Genomic DNA, 23,041 nt, shown 5'->3' on the forward strand with positions numbered 1-23,041 from the left:
TAACGAAGCTAACAACTAAACAATATCCCAAGAATGAGTCATTTCAATGCCTTCACCTAGCATCAAACATACTGAACAATATTTCTGTAATGAATCTGCTGTTACTTGCTCAACAATCTTAGGGTCAAGGCTCTCACCACTTACTTCAAAATGAATATTAATATAAGTAAACAGCTTTGGGGCAACCTCACGGCGCCCGCTTGACAGTTTTGCTACACAACCAGTGACAGCTTGATTTTCTGATTTTAACCCTGCAACAACATCAACCGAACTGCAACCTCCAGCAGCCATTAAAAGCATTTCCATTGGGCTTGGTGCTTTTTCTCCGCCATTTCCATCCATAACAACAGAATGGCCCGATTGAGATTGACCTAAGAAAGTAAATCCCTCAATCCATTTAACTTCAGCGTTCATAAAAGCCTCTTTACTACATAAAAGGAAAACTCGTGATCCATTTCACGAAAGTGTGCCCTTTGTCGCACATTTCATACGATCAAAGTCAAGAAATCGATTGCGAAACAAGGTATGATTTTATCAATTATCTCAACAAACATGCAGCCTTGTTCCGATAACCATATTGTATAGGCCAAACTGATATTTGGCTCAGTTATTTTAAAATGGATATCGCCTACTTGGCAAACGCAGAGGAAGTATAAAGTATGGTTCTAGGTAAACCTCAGACAGATCCAACATTAGAATGGTTTTTGTCTCACTGTCATATCCATAAATATCCTTCAAAAAGCACACTTATCCACGCTGGTGAAAAAGCAGAAACGCTTTACTACATCGTAAAAGGTTCTGTTGCTGTACTGATTAAAGATGAAGAAGGAAAGGAGATGATCCTTTCTTACCTTAACCAAGGTGACTTCATTGGTGAGCTTGGCTTGTTTGAAGAAGGTCAAGAACGTTCAGCATGGGTTCGTGCAAAAAGCCCTTGTGAAGTAGCTGAAATTTCATTCAAGAAATTCCGTCAACTTATCCAGGTTAATCCAGATATCTTGATGCGTCTTTCAGCGCAAATGGCAACTCGTCTACAAATCACTAGCCAAAAGGTAGGTGATTTAGCATTCTTAGACGTTACTGGCCGTATCGCACAAACGCTACTAAACCTTGCTAAACAACCTGATGCGATGACTCACCCAGATGGCATGCAAATTAAGATCACTCGTCAAGAGATCGGTCAAATTGTAGGTTGTTCACGTGAAACTGTTGGCCGTATCTTGAAGATGCTTGAAGAGCAAAACTTGATCTCTGCACACGGTAAAACAATTGTAGTTTACGGTACTCGTTAATTTAACGCTTACCTTAAACAAATAAAAACGCAGCCCTTGAGCTGCGTTTTTTTATGCTCAAAACTCAAAGCCTAACTATTTGTACTTTCAAAAATCTTGTCAGCAGAGGCAGCAACAAATCCCGTATATATTTTCCCATTTGGTAACGTATATCGCTTAGCAAACTCATAAAATCCACCAGGAATTTCAAACTCACCCTCAGTAAAATTCACTTTCACTTTATCCGCCATTGTTGATGACTGTTCTAAGTAAACCTCTGGAGATCCTTTCACTTCACCACCCACTTCGTTCATTGCAAAACCTGCATCACGTAAGTGTTGGTTCACATCAACCACTTCAGCAAACTCTTCAAGCTGATTGACGTAAACCGTAAAGTGATTAGCGCCATAACCATGAGCCGCTAACCAAGAAGCGTATTCACTTTCTTTTGCTAATACTTGATAGTCTTCGAAACTTAATGTCCAAGGCCTACCAGAAGAAAGAAAATCACTGGTGGCAAAATAGTGTGCTGGCACCTGTTCAACCAAACCATGAATAATGTCCTGTGTTTCAGCTGATAACTCTTCTACTAATAATTCACTAATAAAAACGAGTGGTGCATTAGGATCTGGGTGCTCAAAATGCTGCGCTTTCAGTTTTTTAGCTTCAAAGTCATAAGTCTCACACGCTTTATAGCCTATTGCTAAAAATGGCGCAGCGAGAGTCTGTAGCCCGACTTTAGGTAAATTAAACGTACGTAGCGCAATATGATCGTTAATCAGTTCATCGTTATTAGACAATAATTGATGTACCTTCCCAGCAGATGGGGATAAGCGCGCAATATAATCTTGCCACAATGACGAAAATAAAGAGTTTACATTATTCATGTTTATCGCCTCTTATAGAGTTAAACCCGGAGAGAGTTGAGCTGGAATTTCACACATATCGCCTTCCATTGATGCCATTGGGTATGCACAATAATCAGCAGCGTAATACGCACTTGGTTTCATGTTTCCTGATGCACCAGGACCACCAAATGGCGCGTCACCACTTGCTCCAGTCAGTTGACGGTTACGATTTACAATACCAGCACGAATATGCTCTACAAAATATTCCCACTCACTGTCATCAGTTGAAACAAGACCTGCCGATAATCCATAACGAGTATCATTAGCAAGCTCTACGGCTTCTTCTAATGTCTCATAACGCACCACTTGTAATAATGGCCCAAAGTATTCTTCATCCGGTAATTCAGCAACATTAGTGGCATCGATAATACCTGGAGAAACAAAGGCATGACCTAAACTTTTAGCTTCAAGCAAAGGCTCTCCACCCAAGTCTTGTAAATTCTTCTGAGCGTTTAGAATAAATTCTGCCGCTGCGACTGATATTTGCGAGCCCATAAACGGAGTATTATCAGCAAACGGTTGGTCAACAACGATGCTTTTTGCTACTTCAACAAGGCGAGCTAACAATTCATCGCCTGCTTTTCCAATAGGAACATACAAGCGACGAGCACACGTACAACGTTGACCTGCACTAATAAATGCCGATTGAATAATGGTGTAAACTGCCGCTTCTTGATCACCAAAATCTTTTGAAATAACCATCGGATTATTACCGCCCATTTCTAGAGCCAGCATTTTCCCTGTGTCTCCTGAAAATTGGCGATGTAAGATATGTCCAGTATTCGCACTACCGGTAAATAACAGGCCATCAATACCTTTAGCTCCCGCTAGCGCTTCACCTGTTGCACGAGCACCTTGTACTAGATTAATCACACCATTTGGCAAACCTGCTTGTTGCCATAGTTTCATAATCACTTCACTGGTCCATGGCGTCTGCTCTGATGGTTTTAGCACTACAGTGTTACCGGCAAGCAGTGCTGGAACAATATGACCATTAGGAAGGTGCCCAGGGAAGTTGTACGGGCCAAAAACAGCCATTACACCTAATGGACGATGTCTTAGTACTATTTTATTTCCCGCCGCTTCACGCTCTTTATAAGGCGTTCTTTCATGATAAGCACGAATAGAAATTGCGATCTTACCTACCATCGCACCTGCTTCAGTTTTTGTTTCCCAAAATGGCTTACCGGTTTCTTTCGCAATCACTTCAGCTATCTGATCTGCATTCTCTTTTACTAATTCGGCAAAACGCTCAATAATCACTTGGCGCGCTTCAAAAGGCTGTTTTTTCCACTCAATAAAGGCATGACGTGCCGCACTAACGGCTGACTCAACCTGCTCTTTGGTTGCGCTATCACCTTCCCACACCACTTCACTGTTGTACGGGCTTACTGATTGTATCGTTTCACCATTACCTGAAACCCAATCCCCTGCAATCCAATGTGTCATATCCTTTGTCCTCTATTGAGCTAATAATCGTACGTAATCATCTACATTAACTTGTAAAGCCGTTGCTGCTTCTTGAGTTAAATGAACGGTATCAGTCGCCTTGTCATAAGCGGCAGTAGTTGCTGTTGCTCTGAAATTCTCAAACGATGTATTTGAGATTAAATACTGTTGCGAGCTGTTATGTTCCGTAATAATTACTTTTGCTTTAAATGAATTTCGCACCGATTCAATGCTACGTAAATCACACTCGACAGTTGGGCCAGCATCAAAAATATCAACGTAACCACGGCAACGAAAGCCTTCCGTTTCTAATAGTCTTAGCGCAGGTTTGGTCTTATCATGTACCTTACCGATAACTGCTTGCGCTTCCTTACTTAGTAAGCTGACATAAATTGGTAGTTTCGGCATTAAGTCGGCAATAAAGCCTTTGTAACCAATACCTGTTAAATAATCTGCTTCGGTAAAATCGATAGAGAAAAAGTGTTTCTGTAGCCATTTCCAAAATGGGGATTCACCTTCTTCATCCGAGACACCGCGCATTTCAGCAAAAATTGTGTCAGAGAATCGATGTGGGTGTTCTGCCATCATTAAAAATCGAGCTTTCGACATCAAGCGACCATTAAGGCCTTCTCTAAATTCAGGGCGTAAGAAAAGCGTACAGATCTCAGTACTGCCAGTGTAATTACTCCCAAACGTAAGAACTTTAACTACATTATGTACATCCAATTTACGAGAAAAATGCACAACTTTACTGATGTGATAATTATAGAAAGGAGAATCTAAGCCAACCGCCGCTTCTATCCCTGTTGTACCTGTTACTTCACCCGTTACAGAGTCTTCTCCCACCATAAGGTAGCCTTCTGTACCTGGCGATTGAACTTCTTTTTCAAAGCTATCTATGGAGTGGTCAATTCTATTTCGTAATTGCTCTTCGTTAACTGGTAATGAAGTAAAACCATGACCTGATTCTACGGCACATTGATGAAGCGCAGGATAATCTTCCTGAGTGATAGGACGAATAACAAGCATCAATATTCCCTCCGATGCGATGTTTCATTGGCTGTGCTAAGTCCAATAGATATAACTTCAAGGCTATCTATTGGAGTGAACACTTTAGAATGTAAATTTATTTATATAAATAAAAAGAAGGCAACTCAAACCCCTGAGCTGCCAAAGTTCCTATATAAATCTATTTTTTTAAAGAAGAGAGAGCCTTGTCTAAACGCTCAAAACCTAACTCAACTTCTTCTTTTGTAATAACTAATGATGGAGTAAAGCGAACCACATTGACACCTGCGACCAAGACCATTAATCCTTGTTCTCCAGCTGCAACAAGTACATCACGTGCACGTCCTTGCCATTCCTCATTTAATGCAGCACCCAGTAATAAACCTTTACCACGGATTTCAGCAAACATATCGTATTTTGCATTAAGTGCTTCGAGTCCATCACGGAACCATTGCTCGCGCTCTTTTACGCCAGCCAACGTTTCTGGTTTTGATACTTCTTCAATCACAGCTTCAGCTACTGCACACGCTAATGGATTTCCACCATAAGTAGAGCCATGAGTACCCACTTTTAAGTGCTGAGCAAGCTCTGTCGTGGTTAGCATGGCACCAATTGGGAAACCGCCACCTAATGATTTTGCTGTACTTAAAATATCAGGTGTAACACCTAAACCTTGATAAGCATAAAAGTCACCAGTACGGCCATTACCTGTTTGTACTTCATCAAAAATAAGTAGCGCGTTGTATTTATCACACAGCGCTCTTACACCTTCTACAAATTCTGATGTAGGTGAAATCAGTCCACCTTCACCTTGCAATGGCTCCATCATGATCGCACAGGTTTTTTCTGACATGTGTGCTTCAAGCTCTGCAAGATTGTTATATTCAAGATGAGTAACATCACCCGGCTTAGGACCAAAACCATCAGAATAAGCCGCTTGACCACCAACCGTTACCGTAAAGAAAGTTCGACCGTGAAAGCCTTGTTTAAAGGCAATGATTTCACTTTTCTCTGCACCATGAACATCAACTGCCCAGCGTCGAGCTAACTTCAATGCTGCTTCATTCGCTTCTGCACCAGAGTTGGCAAAAAATACTTTCTCAGCAAATGACACTTCAGTTAATTTTTTCGCTAAACGAATAGCTGGTTCATTGGTCATCACATTACTAAGATGCCACAGCTTCTGTGACTGCTCTTGCAACGCGTTAACCATCACAGGGTGACAATGACCCAAACAACTTACGGCAATGCCGCCAGCAAAATCAATGTACTCTTTTCCTGCTTGATCCCATATACGAGCACCTTCACCTTTGACTGGAATAATTTCCATCGGGTTATAACAAGGTACCATTACATCATTAAAATCTTTACGTTCGACTTGTGAATTGGTCGTCATCACACTTTCCTTCTGCGTATGCCGTTTTTCAGCATAATATTTACAAACCATTAACCTTTTCAATAGCACAAAATTCTTTTTTTGAACTAAAAAAGTTCCTTTTTATAGCCAAACATGACTTATCAGTCAGTTTTTTAGAATAGTTATAATTCCACGCTATAGCAGGTAGGTAGATAAGTAAACGAATTTATAAGAATAGAAGGCATTACTCTTATGCATAAATCATCAAATAAATAAGAGTTAAAAAAGGAAAAAGAAAAAGTGAGAAGAGTGAACTGGATCGCTCTGGATGTAGTCGAGGTTATTAATTATTTATTAATAAAGTTAGCCAAAATATCATGACCTTGCTCAGTCATTATTGACTCAGGGTGAAATTGTACCGCTTCGATTGGTAAGGTTTTATGACAGAACCCCATAATCTCACTCATGGTTCCCGCTTCAGTTTCTGTCCATGCAGTCACTTCAAAGCAACTAGGCAGAGTTTCAGCTTTAACAATAAGGGAATGGTATCGAGTGACAGTAAGGGGGTTATTCAAGTCTTTAAATACACTCTGATTGGTATGAATAATTGGTGAGGTTTTACCATGCATTACTTTTTTAGCACGCACGACATCACCACCAAATACTTGAGCAATAGCTTGATGACCTAAACACACACCCAGGATTGGTAATTTCCCTGCGAAATATTCAATGGCTTGTAAAGAAATACCTGCTTCATTTGGCGTACAAGGACCCGGAGAAATCACTAAATGGGATGGATTAAGAGCCTCAATGCCTGCAATGTCAATTTCATCATTACGTACAACTTTTACCTCAGCACCTAACTCACAGAAATACTGATATAAGTTATAGGTAAACGAATCATAATTATCGATCATTAACAGCATAAAAACTACTTAGGAAGATGAATAAGAAATAAAAATTGCCCGTAAGGAAACCCTACGAGCAATCTATTTTATCAGAGCTAAAGACTATGGGCGAGTAACAAAACCAACGGCTTCAAACGCTTTTTTCAACGTTACTGCAGCGCGCTCTGATGCTTTCTCTGCACCCGCTTTCATTACTGAATCCATGTAGGCACGATCTTCACGAATGCGCTTGTACTCAGATTGAATCGGCTCAAGCATGGTAACAATCGCTTCACCTACGTCTTTCTTGAATGGACCGTACATTTCAACACCTTGGTATTGAGCTTCGATCTCTTCAAACGTTTTACCTGATGCCGCAGAGTACAGACCCATAAGGTTTGAAATACCCGCTTTATTTTCCCAATCATGAGCAATACGCGGTGGCATTTCTGCATCTGTTTGTGCTTTATTAATCTTCTTAAGAATCGACTTAGGATCTTCTAGCAGCGTAATAACGTTCTTGCGGTTATCATCTGATTTAGACATTTTCTTCGTCGCATCTTGCAGGCTCATTACACGCGCATTCACTTGTGGAATGTACGGTTCTGGCACGGTAAATAATGGCGCTTCAGGACTGTAGATATTGTTAAAACGGTTGGCAATATCACGCGCTAATTCTAAATGTTGCTTTTGATCACTACCTACAGGTACTTGATGTGCGCCATAAAGTAGAATATCTGCCGCCATTAATACTGGGTAATCAAACAAACCTACGTTAATGTCATTTGCATAACGCTTTGATTTATCTTTGAATTGAGTCATACGATTCAATTCACCCATTTGAGTGTAACAGTTAAGAAGCCAACCAAGTTGAGCATGCTCTGGTACGTGCGACTGAACAAATAGCGTGCTCTTCTTTGGATCAACACCAACCGCTAGACAAATTGCCAGTGCATCGAGAGTTGCTTCATGCAGCGCTTTAGGATCTTGGCGAACTGTAATTGCGTGAAGGTCTACTACACAGTACTGACAATCATAATCGTCTTGCATCTGTTGCCATTGACGTAGAGCACCCAAGTAGTTACCGATACTTAGTTCACCTGATGGTTGAACACCACTTAATACGATGGGCTTGCTCATGGTTATGATTCCTTGTTTAACTGTAAAAATTAAATGATCCACTATGGGATCATTTAATGGTTATTCTGTTTTTTTTGATAAGGCCAAAAATTATATTTAGCTGTACTTATCAATGAATACTATCTTGCCACACTCATCACGGCTAATAAATGATTAAATTCATCACTTACTACATCTGGCTTACTGTCTGCGATAGGTTCGCCATGGTTGTAACCATAAGTTAGGCCAAAACTATGACATCCCGCTGCTTTTGCTGCTTGAATATCATTTTTTGAGTCTCCAACCATGAGCATTTCTGATGGCTTAATTTGATGTTTATCTAGCAACCAATTCAGTGCAAATGGGTTCGGCTTTTTCTCAACAAACGTATCACCACCAATGACATCAACAAAAAGGTGAGCCAATTGATGCTGTTCAAGCAATTCTGGAACAAATTGAGCGGGTTTATTAGTAACAAGAGCTAAGGTATACCCTTGTTGATGAAGGGCTTCTAGTGTCTCTTTTACCTTTGGATATAAGTGACTTAACTCATGTCCACCATCATGGTAGTGATGATCTAAACGAGCACGAGCCTGTTTAATCAATTCAGGGGCAAGTCCTTCTTGAACTGTGACACTTTGGCTTAGTGCACGAGAAACAAGAACATCAGCACCGTTACCAATCCAATGAGACGCTTGTTCTAGCGTTACTCTTGGGTAACCTACATCCTGCATAGCAAGGTCAACTGCGCGAGCTAAATCTGGAACACTATCAAGTAGTGTTCCATCTAAATCAAAAGCGATCAGTTTGATGTTTTCAAACATGAATTCTAGTTACCTTTCACTTTTGCTAATTCAGCACGCATTTCATCAATCACTTCTTTGTAGTTTGGTTGATTGAAAATAGCAGAGCCTGCAACGAACATATCTGCACCCGCTTCTGCGATTTCACGAATGTTATCAACCTTCACACCACCATCGATTTCAAGACGAATATTACGGCCTGATTCATCGATAAGTTTACGAACTGCACGCAGTTTATCTAGAGTATGAGGAATGAATGACTGACCACCAAAACCTGGGTTTACAGACATAAGTAAGATCATATCTACTTTATCCATAATGTAATCAAGGCAAGATAATGGTGTTGCTGGGTTTAATACCACACCAGCCTGACAGCCGTTTTCTTTAATTAATTGAAGAGTGCGATCAATGTGTTCTGATGCTTCAACATGGAAAGTGATCATCGTTGCACCTGCTTTAGCGAACTCAGGAACCATGCTATCTACTGGCTTAACCATTAAATGAACATCGATAGGAGCTGTAATGCCGTAGTCACGCAGTGCTTTACAGATTGGTGCGCCAAACGTTAGGTTTGGTACATAGTGGTTATCCATTACATCGAAGTGAACGACGTCGGCACCTGATGCTAATACTTTTTCAACGTCTTCACCAAGACGTGCGAAATCAGCAGAGAGAATAGATGGTGCAATCAAAAAGTCTTTCATGTTGAGCCTCAGGTTAATAATTTTTAAATACCGCTATAACGATATAGCGCAATCGATTAAATCGACGGCGCAATTCTACCTGATAATTACAAACCTGTCTTAGGGTCTGTTAACCTTTTGAACGGAATTTTGAAGGGTAACATTTAAATTATTCCGTGCACTCTGGCGCATGAAACAAAGCCATAAGCTCATCTACTTTATTACGACCGGCTCCATTTCTGCTTATTGTACGTTTTACTTTAATCGTATTAAGCGTAGCGCCATGGTAAAGACGACGAGTTAATGTGGTGTCATGATTCGAGATAAGCACTGGAATATCACGCTCAAATGCGGCTTTTTCAGCAATATCCGCTAAAGCAGCTTGATCATCTAAAGAGAAACCATTACCTGCATAGGAAGTAAAATTAGCAGTTGTCGATAAAGGAGCATAAGGTGGATCACAATAAACAACAGCCCCTTTTCGAGCTCGTTTAAACGTATCTACATACCCTTCACATACAAATGTCGCTTTCTTCGCTTTCTCGGCAAAAAAGTACATTTCTTTTTCTGGGAAGTATGGTTTTTTATATGAACCAAAAGGAACATTAAAACCGCCTTTTTTGTTATAACGGCATAACCCATTAAAACCATGACGATTCATGTATAAGAAAAGTAAAGAACGGCGATAAGTATCTGTGCATTGATTAAATTCAATACGTAGATCCAAATAGACTTCTTTTTGATTATATTCAGGCTGAAATAATACACGTACATCTTCAACAAAACGCTCTGGATCATCTTTAAGGTGATTATAAAGATTTATCAAATCAGGGTTGATGTCGGCAAGAAGATAATGATCGTAGTCGGTATTTAAAAATACTGAGCCTGCACCTACAAAAGGTTCAATCAGTTTTCTAGCATCGGGAAGATGGCGTTGAATTTCTTCTACTAGGCTATATTTACCGCCAGCCCACTTGAGAAATGCACGATGCTTTTTCATACGTCTTTTACGCCTTTTACCTTAATCCAGAAAGCGGGGGATTGTACCCTATTTTTTTACTAGGGTCTGTTTATCTTAGCGCTTATTTTACAGAATCAATCTCTCGATGTACCTGTACTAAAGATTTCGCCCAAGGACCTAAACTTTGAACTGAGCTTGGTAAAGTTTTCACAGCTCCACGCGCTGATGAAATTGAAGCGTAATCCCCAAAAGTAACGATATACCAAATAGAGCCATTACGTAGTGTTTGATAAATACGAGCCGAACTTTCAATATCATGCTCCTTTAAAAACTCTTGTGCTGCTTTGCTATTTGTTAATGCTGCTAATTGGAGAATATAGCGTTTTTCAGAAATCGCTTTTAACTCTTTATCTGCCAATTGAAGTGTTTCTTTTGGCGATTCATCTTGAATACTTGAAAGTACTTTATTTTTTGATGGTTCTTTTTTTCTTAATGTATCCTTGCTTTCTGATACTGTTTTAGTCTCAGGTTTAACTTTAACCTCTGGCACAACATTAATTGTTTTAGCAATGGCTTTTATGGTTTTATCTGAGTCACTAACTAGGCTTTCTTTCTTTTCTATAATTGTGTCCGTTATAGATTCAGAGGCTAACTTAGATTCATGAATTAGAGAATCTACAAGCTCAGAAGGCACGACCACTCGCTGCCCCTCTTCAAGAGGTGTTTCAGCAATAACAGGAAGCTCTATAATTTCTGGAGGTATCGCGCTGCTGTCATCTTCTACGCTCTGATTATCTGAATTATTAATTACAAGATCATTAGTTTCAGGGGCCGGTACCACAAGTTGAGTATCCCCCTCTAAAGCAAGATCAACAACAGATGGCTCTGATACAACAGAAGATGAGTTAAACCAAAAATAACTTCCAACAGCTCCTAGCAATAAAACAGAAGCTAATCCTAAGATACCAACAGGAGAATGAGTTACTGAGCGAATAATAATACGTCGCTCTGTTTTCTTTTCACCTAAAGCAATTAACTCAGCAGGAAGTCGGTTACTTTTATCAACTAAATTTCGAATTCGATTCTTATCTTCTCGACTCTCAGCAAAACGTACAACTAAAAGTTCAGCAAACGTTGCAGCTTCTTCTTCACTCAACGCATCAATATCAACATCTACAGGCTTATTATCTTGCCCATAAGACATTTGAGAAAGCGGTAAGGTAAGTTTTCCCTTTTCAGCAAACAACAATACATTGATCTGCCAATTAGGAGCTGATTGTGCTTTTTGAACTAGTAACCAAAGTTCACTCAGTAATTCAGAAGAAAGCAGGTGTGCATCATCAATCACTAAGACTAAGTTACATTTTTCACCCGCAAGCATCCGACCAACACTATCAACAACGGTATCAAACTCATTAAACAGAGGATCTCGCACCATCTGTTTTAAAATAATGCCTCGTTGTTGCTGAGTAGTTTGACTAGAGTGGCACATGAGCAGAACTTGATCTGCTTCATCGCACCACTTTTCAAGATAGCGCTGAGCCAACCATGATTTACCAGAACCTTTAACGCCTTCAATATGCATTAAGTTAGAACCAAAACGCGATACAAATTGAATGCGTGATAACACATCAATTTGGCTTTCTAGTTCCAATACCGTTAAATCATGACCAATACTCATATCTTATGCCTTACACTGCTCAATTACTTCAGCAAGTACATCTTCAGAAACACCTGTTACTACTTCAGAGCTACCAATTGATGTCGGCAGTACCAAGCGTAATTTACCTGACAATACTTTCTTGTCACGCATCATATGTTTCATAAATGCCTCAACTGTCATTTCTTTCGGGGCTTTTAGAGGTAATTTCGCTTTTTCTAGTAGGGCACAAATACGCTCTACATCATCTTGCGAAATTAAACCTACTTTTTGAGCTGTCACTGCTGCCATTACAGTGCCTGCAGAAACCGCCTCACCATGAAGCCAGTTACCGTAACCCATTTCAGCTTCAATCGCATGACCAAAAGTATGACCTAGGTTCAAGAGTGCACGCATCCCTGATTCTTTTTCATCTTTTGCTACAACATCAGCCTTAATTTGACAACAACGTGAAATAGCATAAACCAACGCATCGTGATCCAATGCATACAGTTTATCCATGTTTCCATCAAGCCAATCAAAGAATTCACGGTCAATAATAATACCGTACTTAATCACCTCAGCCATCCCTGCTGCGAATTCACGCTCAGGTAAGGTTTTTAGGCAATTGATATCAATAATAACGGCTTTGGGTTGATAGAATGCACCCACCATATTTTTTCCAAGTGGATGATTAATTGCTGTCTTGCCACCAACCGAAGAATCAACTTGCGAAAGTAGAGTGGTTGGAATTTGAATAAAATCAACACCACGTTGGTAACACGCAGAAGCAAAACCGACAACATCACCAACGACACCACCACCTAAAGCAACAATGGTTACATCGCGGCTGTGGTTTTCTTCAAGTAAGAAAGTCAAAATATTATTGAAGGTATCTAAGTTTTTGTATTGCTCACCATCGTCTAATTCTAGCAGTGATACTTGGCATTCAAACGTATTTAGTGTATCGATAATTTGTTGAGCATATAACGGAGCAACCGTTACATTACTAATAACGACAACACGTTTTTTGGCAGGTATTACAGATGAAAAATGCGCCGGGTTGCAAAACAACTCGGCGCCGATAGAGATGGGATAGCTACGTTCTGCTAAATCTACATGAATCGTTTCCATGATTCGGTCCCAGTATCTGTCTTAGTAAATAACTTGAATTAACGCTCTTCAAGCATTTGGATGATTTGATTTGCCACTACTTTTGCACTTTGATCATCAGTACGAACAACATAATCAGACACTTCTTCATAAAGTGCATTACGCTCTTTCGCTAGTGCTTCTAACACTTCTCGAGGCTCATCAGTTTGAAGCAACGGACGTTTTTTATCTCGTTGTGTACGAGCTAATTGCTTCTCAATTGTAGTTTCAAGATATACAACGACACCGCGAGCAGATAAACGATTGCGACTCTCTTTACTAATTACAGAGCCACCACCCGTCGCAAGTACAATGCCTTGCTCTTGAGTTAAATCGTTAATTACACCTTCTTCACGTACACGGAATCCTTCTTCACCTTCTACGTCGAATACCCAAGCGATATCAGCGCCTGTGCGTTCTTCAATTACCGTATCAGAATCAAGAAACTCCATATGAAGTTGCTGTGCTAAGTGTCTACCAATTGTACTTTTGCCGGCGCCCATTGGGCCAACAAGGAAAATATTTCGTTTTTCAGCCATTTTTTAGAAATTATGCAAAGTTCATTAACGACATTGCCAACAGTTGTCTCTTCAATAGACATTCTTCTGTGGCACCATATTCCTCACAGATATTTCGTGATAAGACCAAAAATTATCTCAGTTAATAGCTAGTGATTGCAATAGCTAGATGAAAAGTTCAGCATAATAATTTTTTTTAAGAGCTCTTTTCACCTAAAAATAACCCAATCTTAGCCGCTATGTTATTACTGTATAACAACTTTTGGGGTAACGAAGATTAATAATTCTTTTTTACCTATATTTTCAGAGGTGCGACTAAATAAGGCACCAAGCAGAGGTAAATCACCAAGTAGTGGCACTTTCTCTACACTATTTGATATAGAATGTTGATAAATACCACCTAAAACTACGGTTTCACCATTATCAACAAGTACTTGAGTTCCAATACGTTGAGTATCAATAGCTACCGCCTCACCAGTACCTGTTTTTACTATCTCACCGGGCCTATCTTGAGTAACAATTAAATCCAACACGAGTTGATTATCTGGTGTTATTTGCGGCGTTACCATCAAGCTTAACACTGCTTTTTTAAAAGATACCGACGTCGCTCCACTAGAAGATGCTTCCAAGTATGGAATCTCAGTTCCTTGTTCAATATAAGCTGGTTTCTTATTAGTTGTAATCAAACGAGGACTAGAAATAATCTCTGCTTTTGATTCTGCCTGTAAAGCTGAGAGTTCCAAATCTAAAAGTAAATTAGACCCTAAATTAGCAACTTGGAAAGCAATGCTTGATGCTGCAGGGTTGGTTACCCCTAAATTTACATTTAAAAAGTCATCAACAGGTAAACCACCATCACCACCGTCATAAATACCAATGGCTGCTAAGTTACTCTCAATAGAACCACCAACCGTTGTACTACCATTCGTATTTGATACACCCCAGCGAACGCCTAATTCATCTAAATTACCTTCATTGACGGTTACAATTCTAGCTTCAATTTGAACTTGTTTGATCGGTACATCAAGCGTATCTATAATGTCTTTAATCACGATGATATTTTCTGGTAAATCTCGTAATAATAGTGAGTTAGTTCTTTCATCAACCGTAATACTTCCTCGGCTTGAAAGCATAGTTATCTCTCCATCACCAACTAATAGTTCTGCAATATCAGAGGCTTTTGCATACTTGACTGATAATATTTCTGATGAAAGAGTGGCAAGTTCCGATGTCATTTGAGCTTGCTCTAACACTTGTTGCTCTTGTGCATCTAATTCCGATTTAGGTGCAATAAGTACTACATTTCCTTCAACTCGTTTGTCTAAACCTTTTACTTGTAAAATAATATCTAACACTTGCTGCCAAGGAACACCATCCAAACGTAAAGTTAAGTTACCTTCAACTGAATCAGCGACGACCAAATTAAAATCGTTATAATCTGCAATTAACTGCAGTACATGCCGTACTGGAATATCCTGAAAATTGATAGATATAGGTTTACTTTCCCCTTCACCCGCCTTAATCAATTGAGATTCAGGTTTTATGGTTTGCTGAAATACCACCACCTGTAACGACCTATCTTTTAAGAAATAGTCGTATTGGTAATCTCCTTTAATATCCACAGATAAAATCGTACTGTTAGGCTCTCTAAACGTTTCAATACGAGATACTAAGGTTGCAAAATCTTCAACATCTAAAATAACTAACTTATCATCACTGACTTTCGTGTCATGTAATTCAATAATTAATTTATCATTCTCTTTTCTTAAATCAACCGCTGCAGTGGCAGAGGCAAGATCGACTGTGATGACACCTTCTTTTTTCTTACTTAATTGGAAATTAATATCCAGAACCTGGTTCATCACAACCTCTTCAGCATACGCTGTGAAGCTCACCAAGCTGAATATGAAAAGGGCACATAATCGAACACCCAGTAAATTGATAATTTTCTTGCGTCCTAGCAACATGATATTTTTCCTAACCTTTTATAAATCAATCTTTTTATAAATTATAAGTATCTTTTAAATTAACGTTTTTTTAAAAAATTAATGCTTTAACGCTAATTTAATATATCGTTTCTGCCAACAACCGAGCCCATCTGGTAACGTTTCTTTTAACGTTACTTGCCTTGATTTAATCTCAATTACTTGACCATTATTAAGCCCCATGAATTGCCCTTTTTGTACCTTTACAACACTACCTCTGGGAGTCTGCATTAATGCGGTTATATCAGAATCAGAACCCATCACTCCCTTGAATCGTAATTTATGCAGTGAATATCTCTCTAAACTCCCTGTTTTCTTACGATATTTCGGCTGCCAACACGCTTTTTTCTTGACTGGCTGTGTTGCTCTTTCGGGTTGTTTAGGCAATACAAAAGGAGAGCGTTCAGATGATTTAGAGTAAACTTCTACTTCAAAAGGAACGACATCGGATAGTCTTGCAACTTCAGCTTTCCCTTGTTGCTTGGCATCAGCATAAAATACTTCAAGTGATTCTTTGTTGGCTTTGCATCCTGATAGGATTAATCCACTGATTAGCAATAGGTATACTCTACTCTTCTTCATCCTTCCCCCTAAATTGATAGGTATAAGCCATTACACGAAAGTGCAGCGTGCTACTTTCTGTACTCACTCGTTGGATATCAACATTTTCCAAGCTAACAATTCGAGGAAGGTCAGCAATCGCCTCAGAAAATGAGCCTATATCATGGTACTGACCAGTCAGTTCAATATTTAAAGGTAACTTGTAAAGGAAGTCTTTTTTCTGTTTCTCCCCCCAATCAATACGTGTAAAAGTTAGTTTATTTTGTAGGCCAACTTGGTTAATACCAGAGAGCATGCTTGCCAATTCTTTTTGAGCAGGTAACTGCTGAGCTAAAAACTCATAACGCTGATTCAGTACATTTAATTGCTCTTTCATTTTTGGCATCGCAGCAACTTGGTTATATTTATATTTCACCGTACTTTTTAGTGTTATTTCAGATTGCTTTAATTGTTCAATATTCTCTCCCATTGGTTTTAACCAAAACCAATAACCGGCAGCGTAAACACATAAACACAATAAAAAAATCACGACCAATTGAGGGACTAATGGCCATTCAGTAACTTCATCAAGATCTAACTCTCTCCAATCAGCCATTATCTTTTTCCTCTTCATTTTCTTTTCTTAAAGAAAATAATCGAAATGACACTTCAAATCGGCTCATATCATGACCAAATATCTTTTCGCCTGACACTATTGAATGCATTTCTACCGACGCGATATGAGGAGAACGTTCTAACTTATCAAGCATACTAGCCAAGCGAGCATTACTGTCACTGAAGCCTTTTATTTCCACTTGTCTCTCATGCATTCGTACTTTATTAAGATAGATACCTTCATCAATCATTACGGGCAAAACGTTTAATAATTGAGTCGTCTGGTTTCGATTATGTTGAAGCAGTTCTACTGCCTCTAAACGAGTGAGGATCTCTTCATGCTGCTTACCAATTTCATTTAACCCTTTTAATTCTTCATTTAAAAAAGCGACTCGATTTTTTAAAGAACGGTTTCTTTCTTCTTGCTGAATCGTTTGTTGTTCCAAAAATTGAGCAACTCCCCACTGAGAGAATACAGATAGCATAACGCCTAATATCAACATCAATATAAATCGCTGCTTATACTTCGTTCTTTGTTCCTCTCTCCAAGGTAATAAATTTATCTGGTAAGCCATTTGACCCCTCTTAATGCCAAGCCTAAGGCGGACGCATATTGGTTAGCTTGTTTATTTGGTTGCATGATTTTTTTGTGAGATACATTAATTAAGGAGGGAAGTACTAATTCAATAACAGGAAGTGATAACTCATAGCTCAACAAGTCAGATAACCCAGGGATCATGGAGCCTCCACCCGTAAGCCAAATACCTTCCACCTTGTGATGATGCGTAGATGAATACAACGTACTTTGTCGCTGTATATGAGCAAACAGCTGAGCAAAAAACTTAGTTTCAGTCGATAGATTAATGGGAACATCTTCCATTTTTTCTGTTTCACTTACGGATAATGAAGCACCAAACGCCACGCTTTTACTGTAAAAATTACCTGTTGGAGGGGCTATACAGAAAGTTGTTTGCAAGTGACCAATATCAACTAACATCCAATTACTATTCGTTGGATAGACAAGTACAGCTTGCTGCCATAGTGCTAATAAACCATGAGAATGAGCATCAGCTAAAACAGGAGAGAACCCTGCCGATTTAAAGCTATTTTGGCGAGATTGAACAACATCTTTGCGGGTCGCAAAAATTTGATACGTGACCATTTGTGTGCTTAGCACATCACGCTGCTTTATCTCAACATAATCAATACTTAATTCTTCTTGAGAAAAAGAGGACTGTTGCTCAAAAGTATGAGCTATAGCAAATTCAGTTTCCTTCTCATCGAGTTGGCTGTCAATTTGAATGACTTTACTTATAATGCTGCTATCTGGAATTGAGAATGCAATACGCTTTTGATTCAATTTCAATTTCTTTTTCAATTGGGATAAATACGGTTTTATCTCTTCAATATGTAATGTATTTGCATCAATAAATGCGGATTCAGGTAATAATAATTCAAAACAAGCGACAAGCTCTAATTGACCTTTTTTTAACCTCACCGATACCGCTTTAATGCTATGATGCCCAATATCCAATCCTGTGATCGTGGGATATATCATACTGACTTAGCTCCAATTAAATAAATATCTCAAAATTAAACGTTTATTTGCGTTATTTTTTGTAGTGTTATATTTATACTACTAAGTTATGGGTTAAAAACGACAATACAGATTAAAGTAAACGGGAAATATCAGGTGAAGTTCATAAAGGCACTGCTTATAGTTACATTGGTTTGCATTTTTTTTGGGGCCACTACAATTTTTGGCTTTTACCAATATGTAAAACCAGAATTACCAGATGTAGCAACATTAAAAGATGTTCAACTACAAACACCAATGCAGGTATATAGCCGCGATGGGAAATTGATCGCACAATTTGGTGAAAAGCGCCGTATTCCATTAAAACTGGAAGAAATGCCACCTCACTTGTTGGAAGCAATTATTGCGACCGAAGACAGTCGCTTTTATGGCCACTATGGTTTTGATCCTATTGGTATTACCCGTGCTGCATTTGCCGTAATTGCATCTGGTTCAGCAAAGCAAGGGGCAAGCACTATAACTCAACAACTTGCACGTAACTTCTTCTTATCTAATGAAAAGAAAATAATGCGTAAGATTAAAGAGATTTTTATTGCCGTCCACATCGAACAACTTTTAACCAAGCAAGAAATCCTTGAACTCTACTTGAATAAAATCTATTTAGGTTATCGCTCATATGGTGTCGGTGCTGCTGCACACGTTTACTTTGGTAAAGAAGTCAGCCAGCTAACCCTCGGTGAAGTGGCTATTATTGCTGGTTTACCAAAAGCACCATCAACAATGAACCCAATTTATTCAGTTGATCGTGCAACAACACGTCGAAATGTAGTGTTAGCTCGTATGCTAGATGAAGGTTATATCACTAAACAAGAGTTTAATGATGCTAGAGAAGAAACCATTCTATCTAAATACCATGGCGCAGAAATTGAACTTCAAGCTCCTTATATTGCAGAAATTGCACGAGCATGGATGGTTAATAAGTATGGTGAAGAAGCCGCTTATACTTCAGGTATGAACATCTACACAACTGTCGATTCAAAAATGCAAGCGGCAGCCAATATTTCAACATTAAATAACCTATTAGCCTACGATGAACGCCATGGTTTTCGTGGTGCTGTAAAAACAGTATGGGAACCAAAAGCAACACCTTTTGATAATAGTGCGATTATAAAACACCTGAAAAAAGAGCCTTCATATGGTGAGTTAATGCCTGCGATAGTAATTAATATTGAAGGTAAAACTGCAACTGTTGATATAAAAAACAACGGAATAGCAACTATTCCATGGGATGGTCTAAAATGGGCTCGTCGCTTTAAAACAGATAAACGCCAAGGCCCTGCACCTAAACGTGCTTCAGATATTTTAACGATTGGTGAACAAGTATATGTTCGTCCACTAAGCCAAGAAATTAAAGATGAAGTAACAACAACTGTATGGAAGTTAAGCCAAGTACCCGCGGCTAATACAGCCTTTGTTGCCATGGACCCAACAGATGGAGCAATCACATCCCTCGTCGGTGGGTTTAACTTTGTTCATAATAAATTTAATCGTGCAACACAATCAGTTCGACAGGTTGGTTCTAGTATTAAACCATTCATCTATTCAGCTGCGCTACACCACGGGAAAACTCTTGCTAGCTTAATTAATGACGCACCAATTAATACTTGGGATCAAAGCCAAGGCACGGCATGGCGACCAAAAAATTCGCCACCAACCTATATTGGCCCAACCCGTTTACGTATTGGCTTAGCGCAATCTAAAAACGTTATGGCAGTTCGTGTGTTACGTGAAGTAGGATTAGATGAAACGATTGATTACCTGACTCGTTTTGGCTTTAAAAAAGAAGAAATACCTCGTTCAGAAACCATTGCACTTGGTGCTGGCAGTTTAACTCCTGTCCAAATGGCACAAGGATTTGCTGTATTTGCTAATAATGGTTACTACGTTGAACCTTACTATATCGACCATATTACAGAACCATTTGGTGAGGAAGTCTATCGAGCAACACCAAAAACCATCTGTAAAAATTATTGCTCACATCAAAATGATGAAGAATCACCTTACGCTAAACAAGTAATTTCAGCTCAAAATGCCTTCTTAACTAAACAGATGATGTATAGCAATATCTGGGGTGGTGGTGTTTGGCGTAATGGAACCGGTTGGAATGGTACTGGCTGGCGTGCACAAACCCTAAAGCGTCGAGATACTGGTGGTAAAACGGGCACAACTAATGACTCTGTTGATGCTTGGTACAACGGTTATGGACCAAATATCGTAGCAACTGCTTGGGTTGGCTTTGATAATCCATCACGTCGTTTAGGCTATACCACTAAAAATAGTAATATGAAAAAATCAGAAATGGCGTCTGGCGGAGAAGCCGGTGGTAAAACAGCTATTTATGCATGGATTGATTTTATGAGAGTTGCTCTGGAAGGTGTTCCTGAACAAAGAGAGCGCACACCTGCGAATATCATAAAAGTTAAGATCGATCGAGAAACGGGTTTACTTAGCAACAAAAATGACGCGACTAGTATGTGGGAGTATTTTGCAGAGGGTACAGAACCAACAGAATACGTAGAGCAAGACTTCCAAGATACTATTTATTCATCAAGTGATGGTAAAGAAGACGAAAGTTTATTTTAGTTATTCACTAACTACAATAATTTGAGTAATTCAATTAAAGAGGGCGCTAATCACTGTGCCCTCTTTTTTTATTATACTCATGCCAATTATTAGAATATCTAGTTTAATTACATTGATATAAATCGAGTGAAGAAAAGATCAAAAACGTATGTAAAATTTTCTTAAATTACCATCAACATTTTCTGCTCAATTTCTTTTGCAAGACCTTCATAACGAGACCTTAACGGTGAGCCTGGTCGATAAGCGAGTACTATCTGGCGATGCGGTACCGGATCACTTGCGGGTAAGTAACAAACACCATCTCGTATTTTCTCTTTTGGCACTGATAAATAAGGCATCAAAGTAATACCACCGCCTGCAGCGACCATATTACGTAATGTTTCTAAACTGGTTGCTTTAAAGTGATCATCATCTTTTGCTCCTGCGGCAAAACAAAAGCCTAATGCCTGATCTCTTAAACAGTGACCATCTCCTAACATTAGAACAGACTCACCATTCAACCGAGACATATCAATTGAGCTTTCATTTGCCCATTTATGATCGATAGGAACAGCAAGGACCATAGGCTCATCGTAAACAGGAACCTCAATAAATGCACTGGTCTCATTTACTGACGCGAGGATCATGCAATCAATTTTCCCTTCTTCTAACATTTGAACTAACTGATGTGTTTGAGCTTCATGTAGATATAAGTTTAAATCAGGGAACTTTTCTTTCAGAGTTGGAATTATCCAAGGAAGAACATAAGGCCCAACAGTAGGAATAAAACCCAAATGTAGTGGGCCTGCCATACCCTTTCCTTGCTGATTAGCTAGCTCTGAAAATCGCTTTACTTCAAGTAATATACATTTCGCTTGCTCTACTAACTGTAAACCTGCTTCAGTAAATAACACCTTACGACTGGTTCTTTCTAATAAGGTTAACCCAACCTCTTCTTCTAGCTTCTTGATTTGTCCACTTAACGTCGGCTGACTAACAAAACAAGATTCTGCCGCCTTACGAAAATGTTTATGCTCAGCAAGTGCGACCAAGTACTCAAAATCACGGATATTCATGTATTACACTCCTGACAGCTTTGATTCATAATATGACAATATAGTTGATAGATTTTAACGATTGAAACGATAACACCAAACGATTAGAACTATCAAGCAAGCTTTTGCATAATAGCTACATCAACCGGGCAGACCCCGAATAAGAAATTCAAAATTAATTAAAATTTAAAGGACATCATTATGTTTACATCTAAAGAAGGTCAATCAGTTCCTCAAGTTACTTTTCCAACACGTAAAGGCGATGCTTGGGTTAACGTAACAACAGAAGAACTATTTAAAGACAAAACCGTTATCGTATTTAGCCTTCCAGGTGCATTTACTCCAACGTGTTCTTCAAGCCACCTACCTCGTTACAACGAGCTGCATTCTGTATTTAAAGAGAATGGTGTAGATGACATCTTATGTGTTTCTGTAAACGATACGTTTGTAATGAACGCATGGAAAGCAGACCAAGAAGCAGAAAACATTACGTTTATTCCAGATGGTAACGGCGAATTCACAGATGGCATGGGTATGCTAGTTGAGAAAAATGACATCGGTTTTGGCAAGCGTTCATGGCGCTACAGCATGCTAGTTAAAAACGGCGTAGTTGAAAAAATGTTTATCGAAGAAGATGTTGCAGGCGACCCGTTCAACGTATCTGATGCTGATACGATGCTGAACTACCTAGCTCCTGAACACAAAGAGCAAGAGTCAATCACAGTATTTACAAAACCAGGTTGTCCTTTCTGTGTGAAAGCAAAACAAAACCTAATCGACAAAGGTCTTAACTACGAAGAAGTTGTATTAGGTAAAGATGCAACAACAGTAAGCCTACGTGCAATTACTGGTCGCACTACAGTTCCTCAAGTATTCATCGGTGGCAAACACATTGGTGGCAGCGAAGAGCTAGAAACGTTCCTAGGTTAATC

General features: G+C 39.1%; 22 protein-coding genes. 3 read left to right on the forward strand and 19 right to left on the reverse strand.

Going from position 1 to position 23,041, the window contains the following annotated elements:
* Positions 1-15: 15 nt before the first annotated feature.
* On the reverse strand, positions 16-414 hold the full coding sequence (locus ACU5DF_RS17080; protein WP_446713640.1) for an OsmC family protein: 399 nt from the start codon (positions 412-414) through the stop codon (positions 16-18).
* Between the two features lie 245 nt (positions 415-659).
* Between ACU5DF_RS17080 and crp the strand changes: the two genes are divergently transcribed.
* Positions 660-1,292, forward strand: a complete 633-nt coding sequence (crp, locus tag ACU5DF_RS17085) for a cAMP-activated global transcriptional regulator CRP (protein WP_005421074.1) — start codon at positions 660-662, stop codon at positions 1,290-1,292.
* Between the two features lie 71 nt (positions 1,293-1,363).
* Here the strand turns inward: crp and ACU5DF_RS17090 are convergent, their stop codons facing one another.
* The 17 genes from ACU5DF_RS17090 to pilM form a co-directional block, all read right to left on the reverse strand.
* Positions 1,364-2,158 (reverse strand): DUF1338 domain-containing protein, encoded by a 795-nt coding sequence (locus tag ACU5DF_RS17090; RefSeq protein ID WP_446713641.1) that lies wholly within the window; start codon positions 2,156-2,158, stop codon positions 1,364-1,366.
* 12 nt (positions 2,159-2,170) lie between these two features.
* Positions 2,171-3,628, reverse strand: a complete 1,458-nt coding sequence (astD, locus tag ACU5DF_RS17095) for a succinylglutamate-semialdehyde dehydrogenase (RefSeq protein WP_446713642.1) — start codon at positions 3,626-3,628, stop codon at positions 2,171-2,173.
* Between the two features lie 12 nt (positions 3,629-3,640).
* Positions 3,641-4,657, reverse strand: coding sequence for an arginine N-succinyltransferase (gene astA, locus ACU5DF_RS17100; protein ID WP_045101119.1), 1,017 nt, complete (start codon positions 4,655-4,657; stop codon positions 3,641-3,643).
* Positions 4,658-4,817: 160 nt separating this feature from the next.
* Positions 4,818-6,032, reverse strand: coding sequence for an aspartate aminotransferase family protein (locus ACU5DF_RS17105; protein ID WP_446713643.1), 1,215 nt, complete (start codon positions 6,030-6,032; stop codon positions 4,818-4,820).
* A gap of 308 nt (positions 6,033-6,340) precedes the next feature.
* Complete coding sequence (locus tag ACU5DF_RS17110; RefSeq protein ID WP_045101117.1) at positions 6,341-6,919, reverse strand: aminodeoxychorismate/anthranilate synthase component II; 579 nt, start codon at positions 6,917-6,919, stop codon at positions 6,341-6,343.
* A gap of 84 nt (positions 6,920-7,003) precedes the next feature.
* The gene (trpS, locus tag ACU5DF_RS17115) at positions 7,004-8,020 is read right to left on the reverse strand and encodes a tryptophan--tRNA ligase (RefSeq protein WP_060992628.1); all 1,017 of its coding nucleotides are present in this window, start codon (positions 8,018-8,020) and stop codon (positions 7,004-7,006) included.
* A 119-nt stretch (positions 8,021-8,139) separates the two neighbouring features.
* Complete coding sequence (locus tag ACU5DF_RS17120) at positions 8,140-8,823, reverse strand: phosphoglycolate phosphatase (protein WP_446713644.1); 684 nt, start codon at positions 8,821-8,823, stop codon at positions 8,140-8,142.
* Positions 8,824-8,828: 5 nt separating this feature from the next.
* Positions 8,829-9,506, reverse strand: a complete 678-nt coding sequence (rpe, locus tag ACU5DF_RS17125; protein ID WP_446713645.1) for a ribulose-phosphate 3-epimerase — start codon at positions 9,504-9,506, stop codon at positions 8,829-8,831.
* Between the two features lie 148 nt (positions 9,507-9,654).
* The gene (gene dam, locus ACU5DF_RS17130; protein ID WP_045101113.1) at positions 9,655-10,485 is read right to left on the reverse strand and encodes an adenine-specific DNA-methyltransferase; all 831 of its coding nucleotides are present in this window, start codon (positions 10,483-10,485) and stop codon (positions 9,655-9,657) included.
* An 82-nt stretch (positions 10,486-10,567) separates the two neighbouring features.
* Complete coding sequence (locus ACU5DF_RS17135) at positions 10,568-12,127, reverse strand: SPOR domain-containing protein (protein ID WP_446713646.1); 1,560 nt, start codon at positions 12,125-12,127, stop codon at positions 10,568-10,570.
* 3 nt (positions 12,128-12,130) lie between these two features.
* The gene (aroB, locus tag ACU5DF_RS17140) at positions 12,131-13,219 is read right to left on the reverse strand and encodes a 3-dehydroquinate synthase (protein WP_446713647.1); all 1,089 of its coding nucleotides are present in this window, start codon (positions 13,217-13,219) and stop codon (positions 12,131-12,133) included.
* Between the two features lie 38 nt (positions 13,220-13,257).
* Complete coding sequence (gene aroK / locus ACU5DF_RS17145; RefSeq protein WP_045101110.1) at positions 13,258-13,776, reverse strand: shikimate kinase AroK; 519 nt, start codon at positions 13,774-13,776, stop codon at positions 13,258-13,260.
* A 224-nt stretch (positions 13,777-14,000) separates the two neighbouring features.
* Positions 14,001-15,722, reverse strand: a complete 1,722-nt coding sequence (locus ACU5DF_RS17150; RefSeq protein WP_446713648.1) for a type IV pilus secretin PilQ — start codon at positions 15,720-15,722, stop codon at positions 14,001-14,003.
* Between the two features lie 78 nt (positions 15,723-15,800).
* Positions 15,801-16,322 carry a pilus assembly protein PilP gene (locus tag ACU5DF_RS17155; RefSeq protein ID WP_045101109.1) on the reverse strand — a complete coding sequence of 174 codons (522 nt, stop codon included), beginning with the start codon at positions 16,320-16,322 and terminating at the stop codon, positions 15,801-15,803.
* The gene (locus ACU5DF_RS17160; RefSeq protein ID WP_446713649.1) at positions 16,309-16,896 is read right to left on the reverse strand and encodes a type IV pilus inner membrane component PilO; all 588 of its coding nucleotides are present in this window, start codon (positions 16,894-16,896) and stop codon (positions 16,309-16,311) included. The genes ACU5DF_RS17155 and ACU5DF_RS17160 overlap by 14 nt, the downstream gene beginning before the upstream one ends.
* Positions 16,889-17,470, reverse strand: coding sequence for a PilN domain-containing protein (locus ACU5DF_RS17165; protein WP_446713650.1), 582 nt, complete (start codon positions 17,468-17,470; stop codon positions 16,889-16,891). Before ACU5DF_RS17165 ends, ACU5DF_RS17160 begins: the two co-directional genes overlap by 8 nt.
* Positions 17,455-18,453 (reverse strand): type IV pilus biogenesis protein PilM, encoded by a 999-nt coding sequence (gene pilM, locus ACU5DF_RS17170; protein ID WP_446713651.1) that lies wholly within the window; start codon positions 18,451-18,453, stop codon positions 17,455-17,457. Before pilM ends, ACU5DF_RS17165 begins: the two co-directional genes overlap by 16 nt.
* A 135-nt stretch (positions 18,454-18,588) precedes the next feature.
* Between pilM and ACU5DF_RS17175 the strand changes: the two genes are divergently transcribed.
* Positions 18,589-21,075: a penicillin-binding protein 1A gene (locus ACU5DF_RS17175; RefSeq protein WP_446713652.1), complete on the forward strand. Its 2,487-nt coding sequence runs from the start codon at positions 18,589-18,591 to the stop codon at positions 21,073-21,075.
* A 161-nt stretch (positions 21,076-21,236) separates the two neighbouring features.
* Here ACU5DF_RS17175 and oxyR read toward each other — a convergent pair whose 3' ends face one another.
* Positions 21,237-22,130 carry a DNA-binding transcriptional regulator OxyR gene (oxyR, locus tag ACU5DF_RS17180; RefSeq protein WP_045101104.1) on the reverse strand — a complete coding sequence of 298 codons (894 nt, stop codon included), beginning with the start codon at positions 22,128-22,130 and terminating at the stop codon, positions 21,237-21,239.
* A 180-nt stretch (positions 22,131-22,310) separates the two neighbouring features.
* Here oxyR and ACU5DF_RS17185 point away from each other — a divergent pair, with 180 nt between their 5' ends.
* A complete protein-coding gene (locus ACU5DF_RS17185) occupies positions 22,311-23,039 on the forward strand; it encodes a glutathione peroxidase (protein WP_045101103.1) in 729 nt (242 codons plus the stop codon).
* Positions 23,040-23,041: the final 2 nt, after the last annotated feature.

Source organism: Aliivibrio wodanis, from assembly GCF_052920805.1.

Coding starts and splice junctions, on each gene's coding strand:
- ACU5DF_RS17080 (WP_446713640.1), bottom strand. CDS start 414: ATGAACGCTGAAGTTAAATGGATTGAGGGATTTACTTTCTTAGGTCAA.
- crp (WP_005421074.1), top strand. CDS start 660: ATGGTTCTAGGTAAACCTCAGACAGATCCAACATTAGAATGGTTTTTG.
- ACU5DF_RS17090 (WP_446713641.1), bottom strand. CDS start 2,158: ATGAATAATGTAAACTCTTTATTTTCGTCATTGTGGCAAGATTATATT.
- astD (WP_446713642.1), bottom strand. CDS start 3,628: ATGACACATTGGATTGCAGGGGATTGGGTTTCAGGTAATGGTGAAACG.
- astA (WP_045101119.1), bottom strand. CDS start 4,657: ATGCTTGTTATTCGTCCTATCACTCAGGAAGATTATCCTGCGCTTCAT.
- ACU5DF_RS17105 (WP_446713643.1), bottom strand. CDS start 6,032: ATGACGACCAATTCACAAGTCGAACGTAAAGATTTTAATGATGTAATG.
- ACU5DF_RS17110 (WP_045101117.1), bottom strand. CDS start 6,919: ATGCTGTTAATGATCGATAATTATGATTCGTTTACCTATAACTTATAT.
- trpS (WP_060992628.1), bottom strand. CDS start 8,020: ATGAGCAAGCCCATCGTATTAAGTGGTGTTCAACCATCAGGTGAACTA.
- ACU5DF_RS17120 (WP_446713644.1), bottom strand. CDS start 8,823: ATGTTTGAAAACATCAAACTGATCGCTTTTGATTTAGATGGAACACTA.
- rpe (WP_446713645.1), bottom strand. CDS start 9,506: ATGAAAGACTTTTTGATTGCACCATCTATTCTCTCTGCTGATTTCGCA.
- dam (WP_045101113.1), bottom strand. CDS start 10,485: ATGAAAAAGCATCGTGCATTTCTCAAGTGGGCTGGCGGTAAATATAGC.
- ACU5DF_RS17135 (WP_446713646.1), bottom strand. CDS start 12,127: ATGAGTATTGGTCATGATTTAACGGTATTGGAACTAGAAAGCCAAATT.
- aroB (WP_446713647.1), bottom strand. CDS start 13,219: ATGGAAACGATTCATGTAGATTTAGCAGAACGTAGCTATCCCATCTCT.
- aroK (WP_045101110.1), bottom strand. CDS start 13,776: ATGGCTGAAAAACGAAATATTTTCCTTGTTGGCCCAATGGGCGCCGGC.
- ACU5DF_RS17150 (WP_446713648.1), bottom strand. CDS start 15,722: ATGTTGCTAGGACGCAAGAAAATTATCAATTTACTGGGTGTTCGATTA.
- ACU5DF_RS17155 (WP_045101109.1), bottom strand. CDS start 16,322: ATGAAGAAGAGTAGAGTATACCTATTGCTAATCAGTGGATTAATCCTA.
- ACU5DF_RS17160 (WP_446713649.1), bottom strand. CDS start 16,896: ATGGCTGATTGGAGAGAGTTAGATCTTGATGAAGTTACTGAATGGCCA.
- ACU5DF_RS17165 (WP_446713650.1), bottom strand. CDS start 17,470: ATGGCTTACCAGATAAATTTATTACCTTGGAGAGAGGAACAAAGAACG.
- pilM (WP_446713651.1), bottom strand. CDS start 18,453: ATGATATATCCCACGATCACAGGATTGGATATTGGGCATCATAGCATT.
- oxyR (WP_045101104.1), bottom strand. CDS start 22,130: ATGAATATCCGTGATTTTGAGTACTTGGTCGCACTTGCTGAGCATAAA.
- ACU5DF_RS17185 (WP_045101103.1), top strand. CDS start 22,311: ATGTTTACATCTAAAGAAGGTCAATCAGTTCCTCAAGTTACTTTTCCA.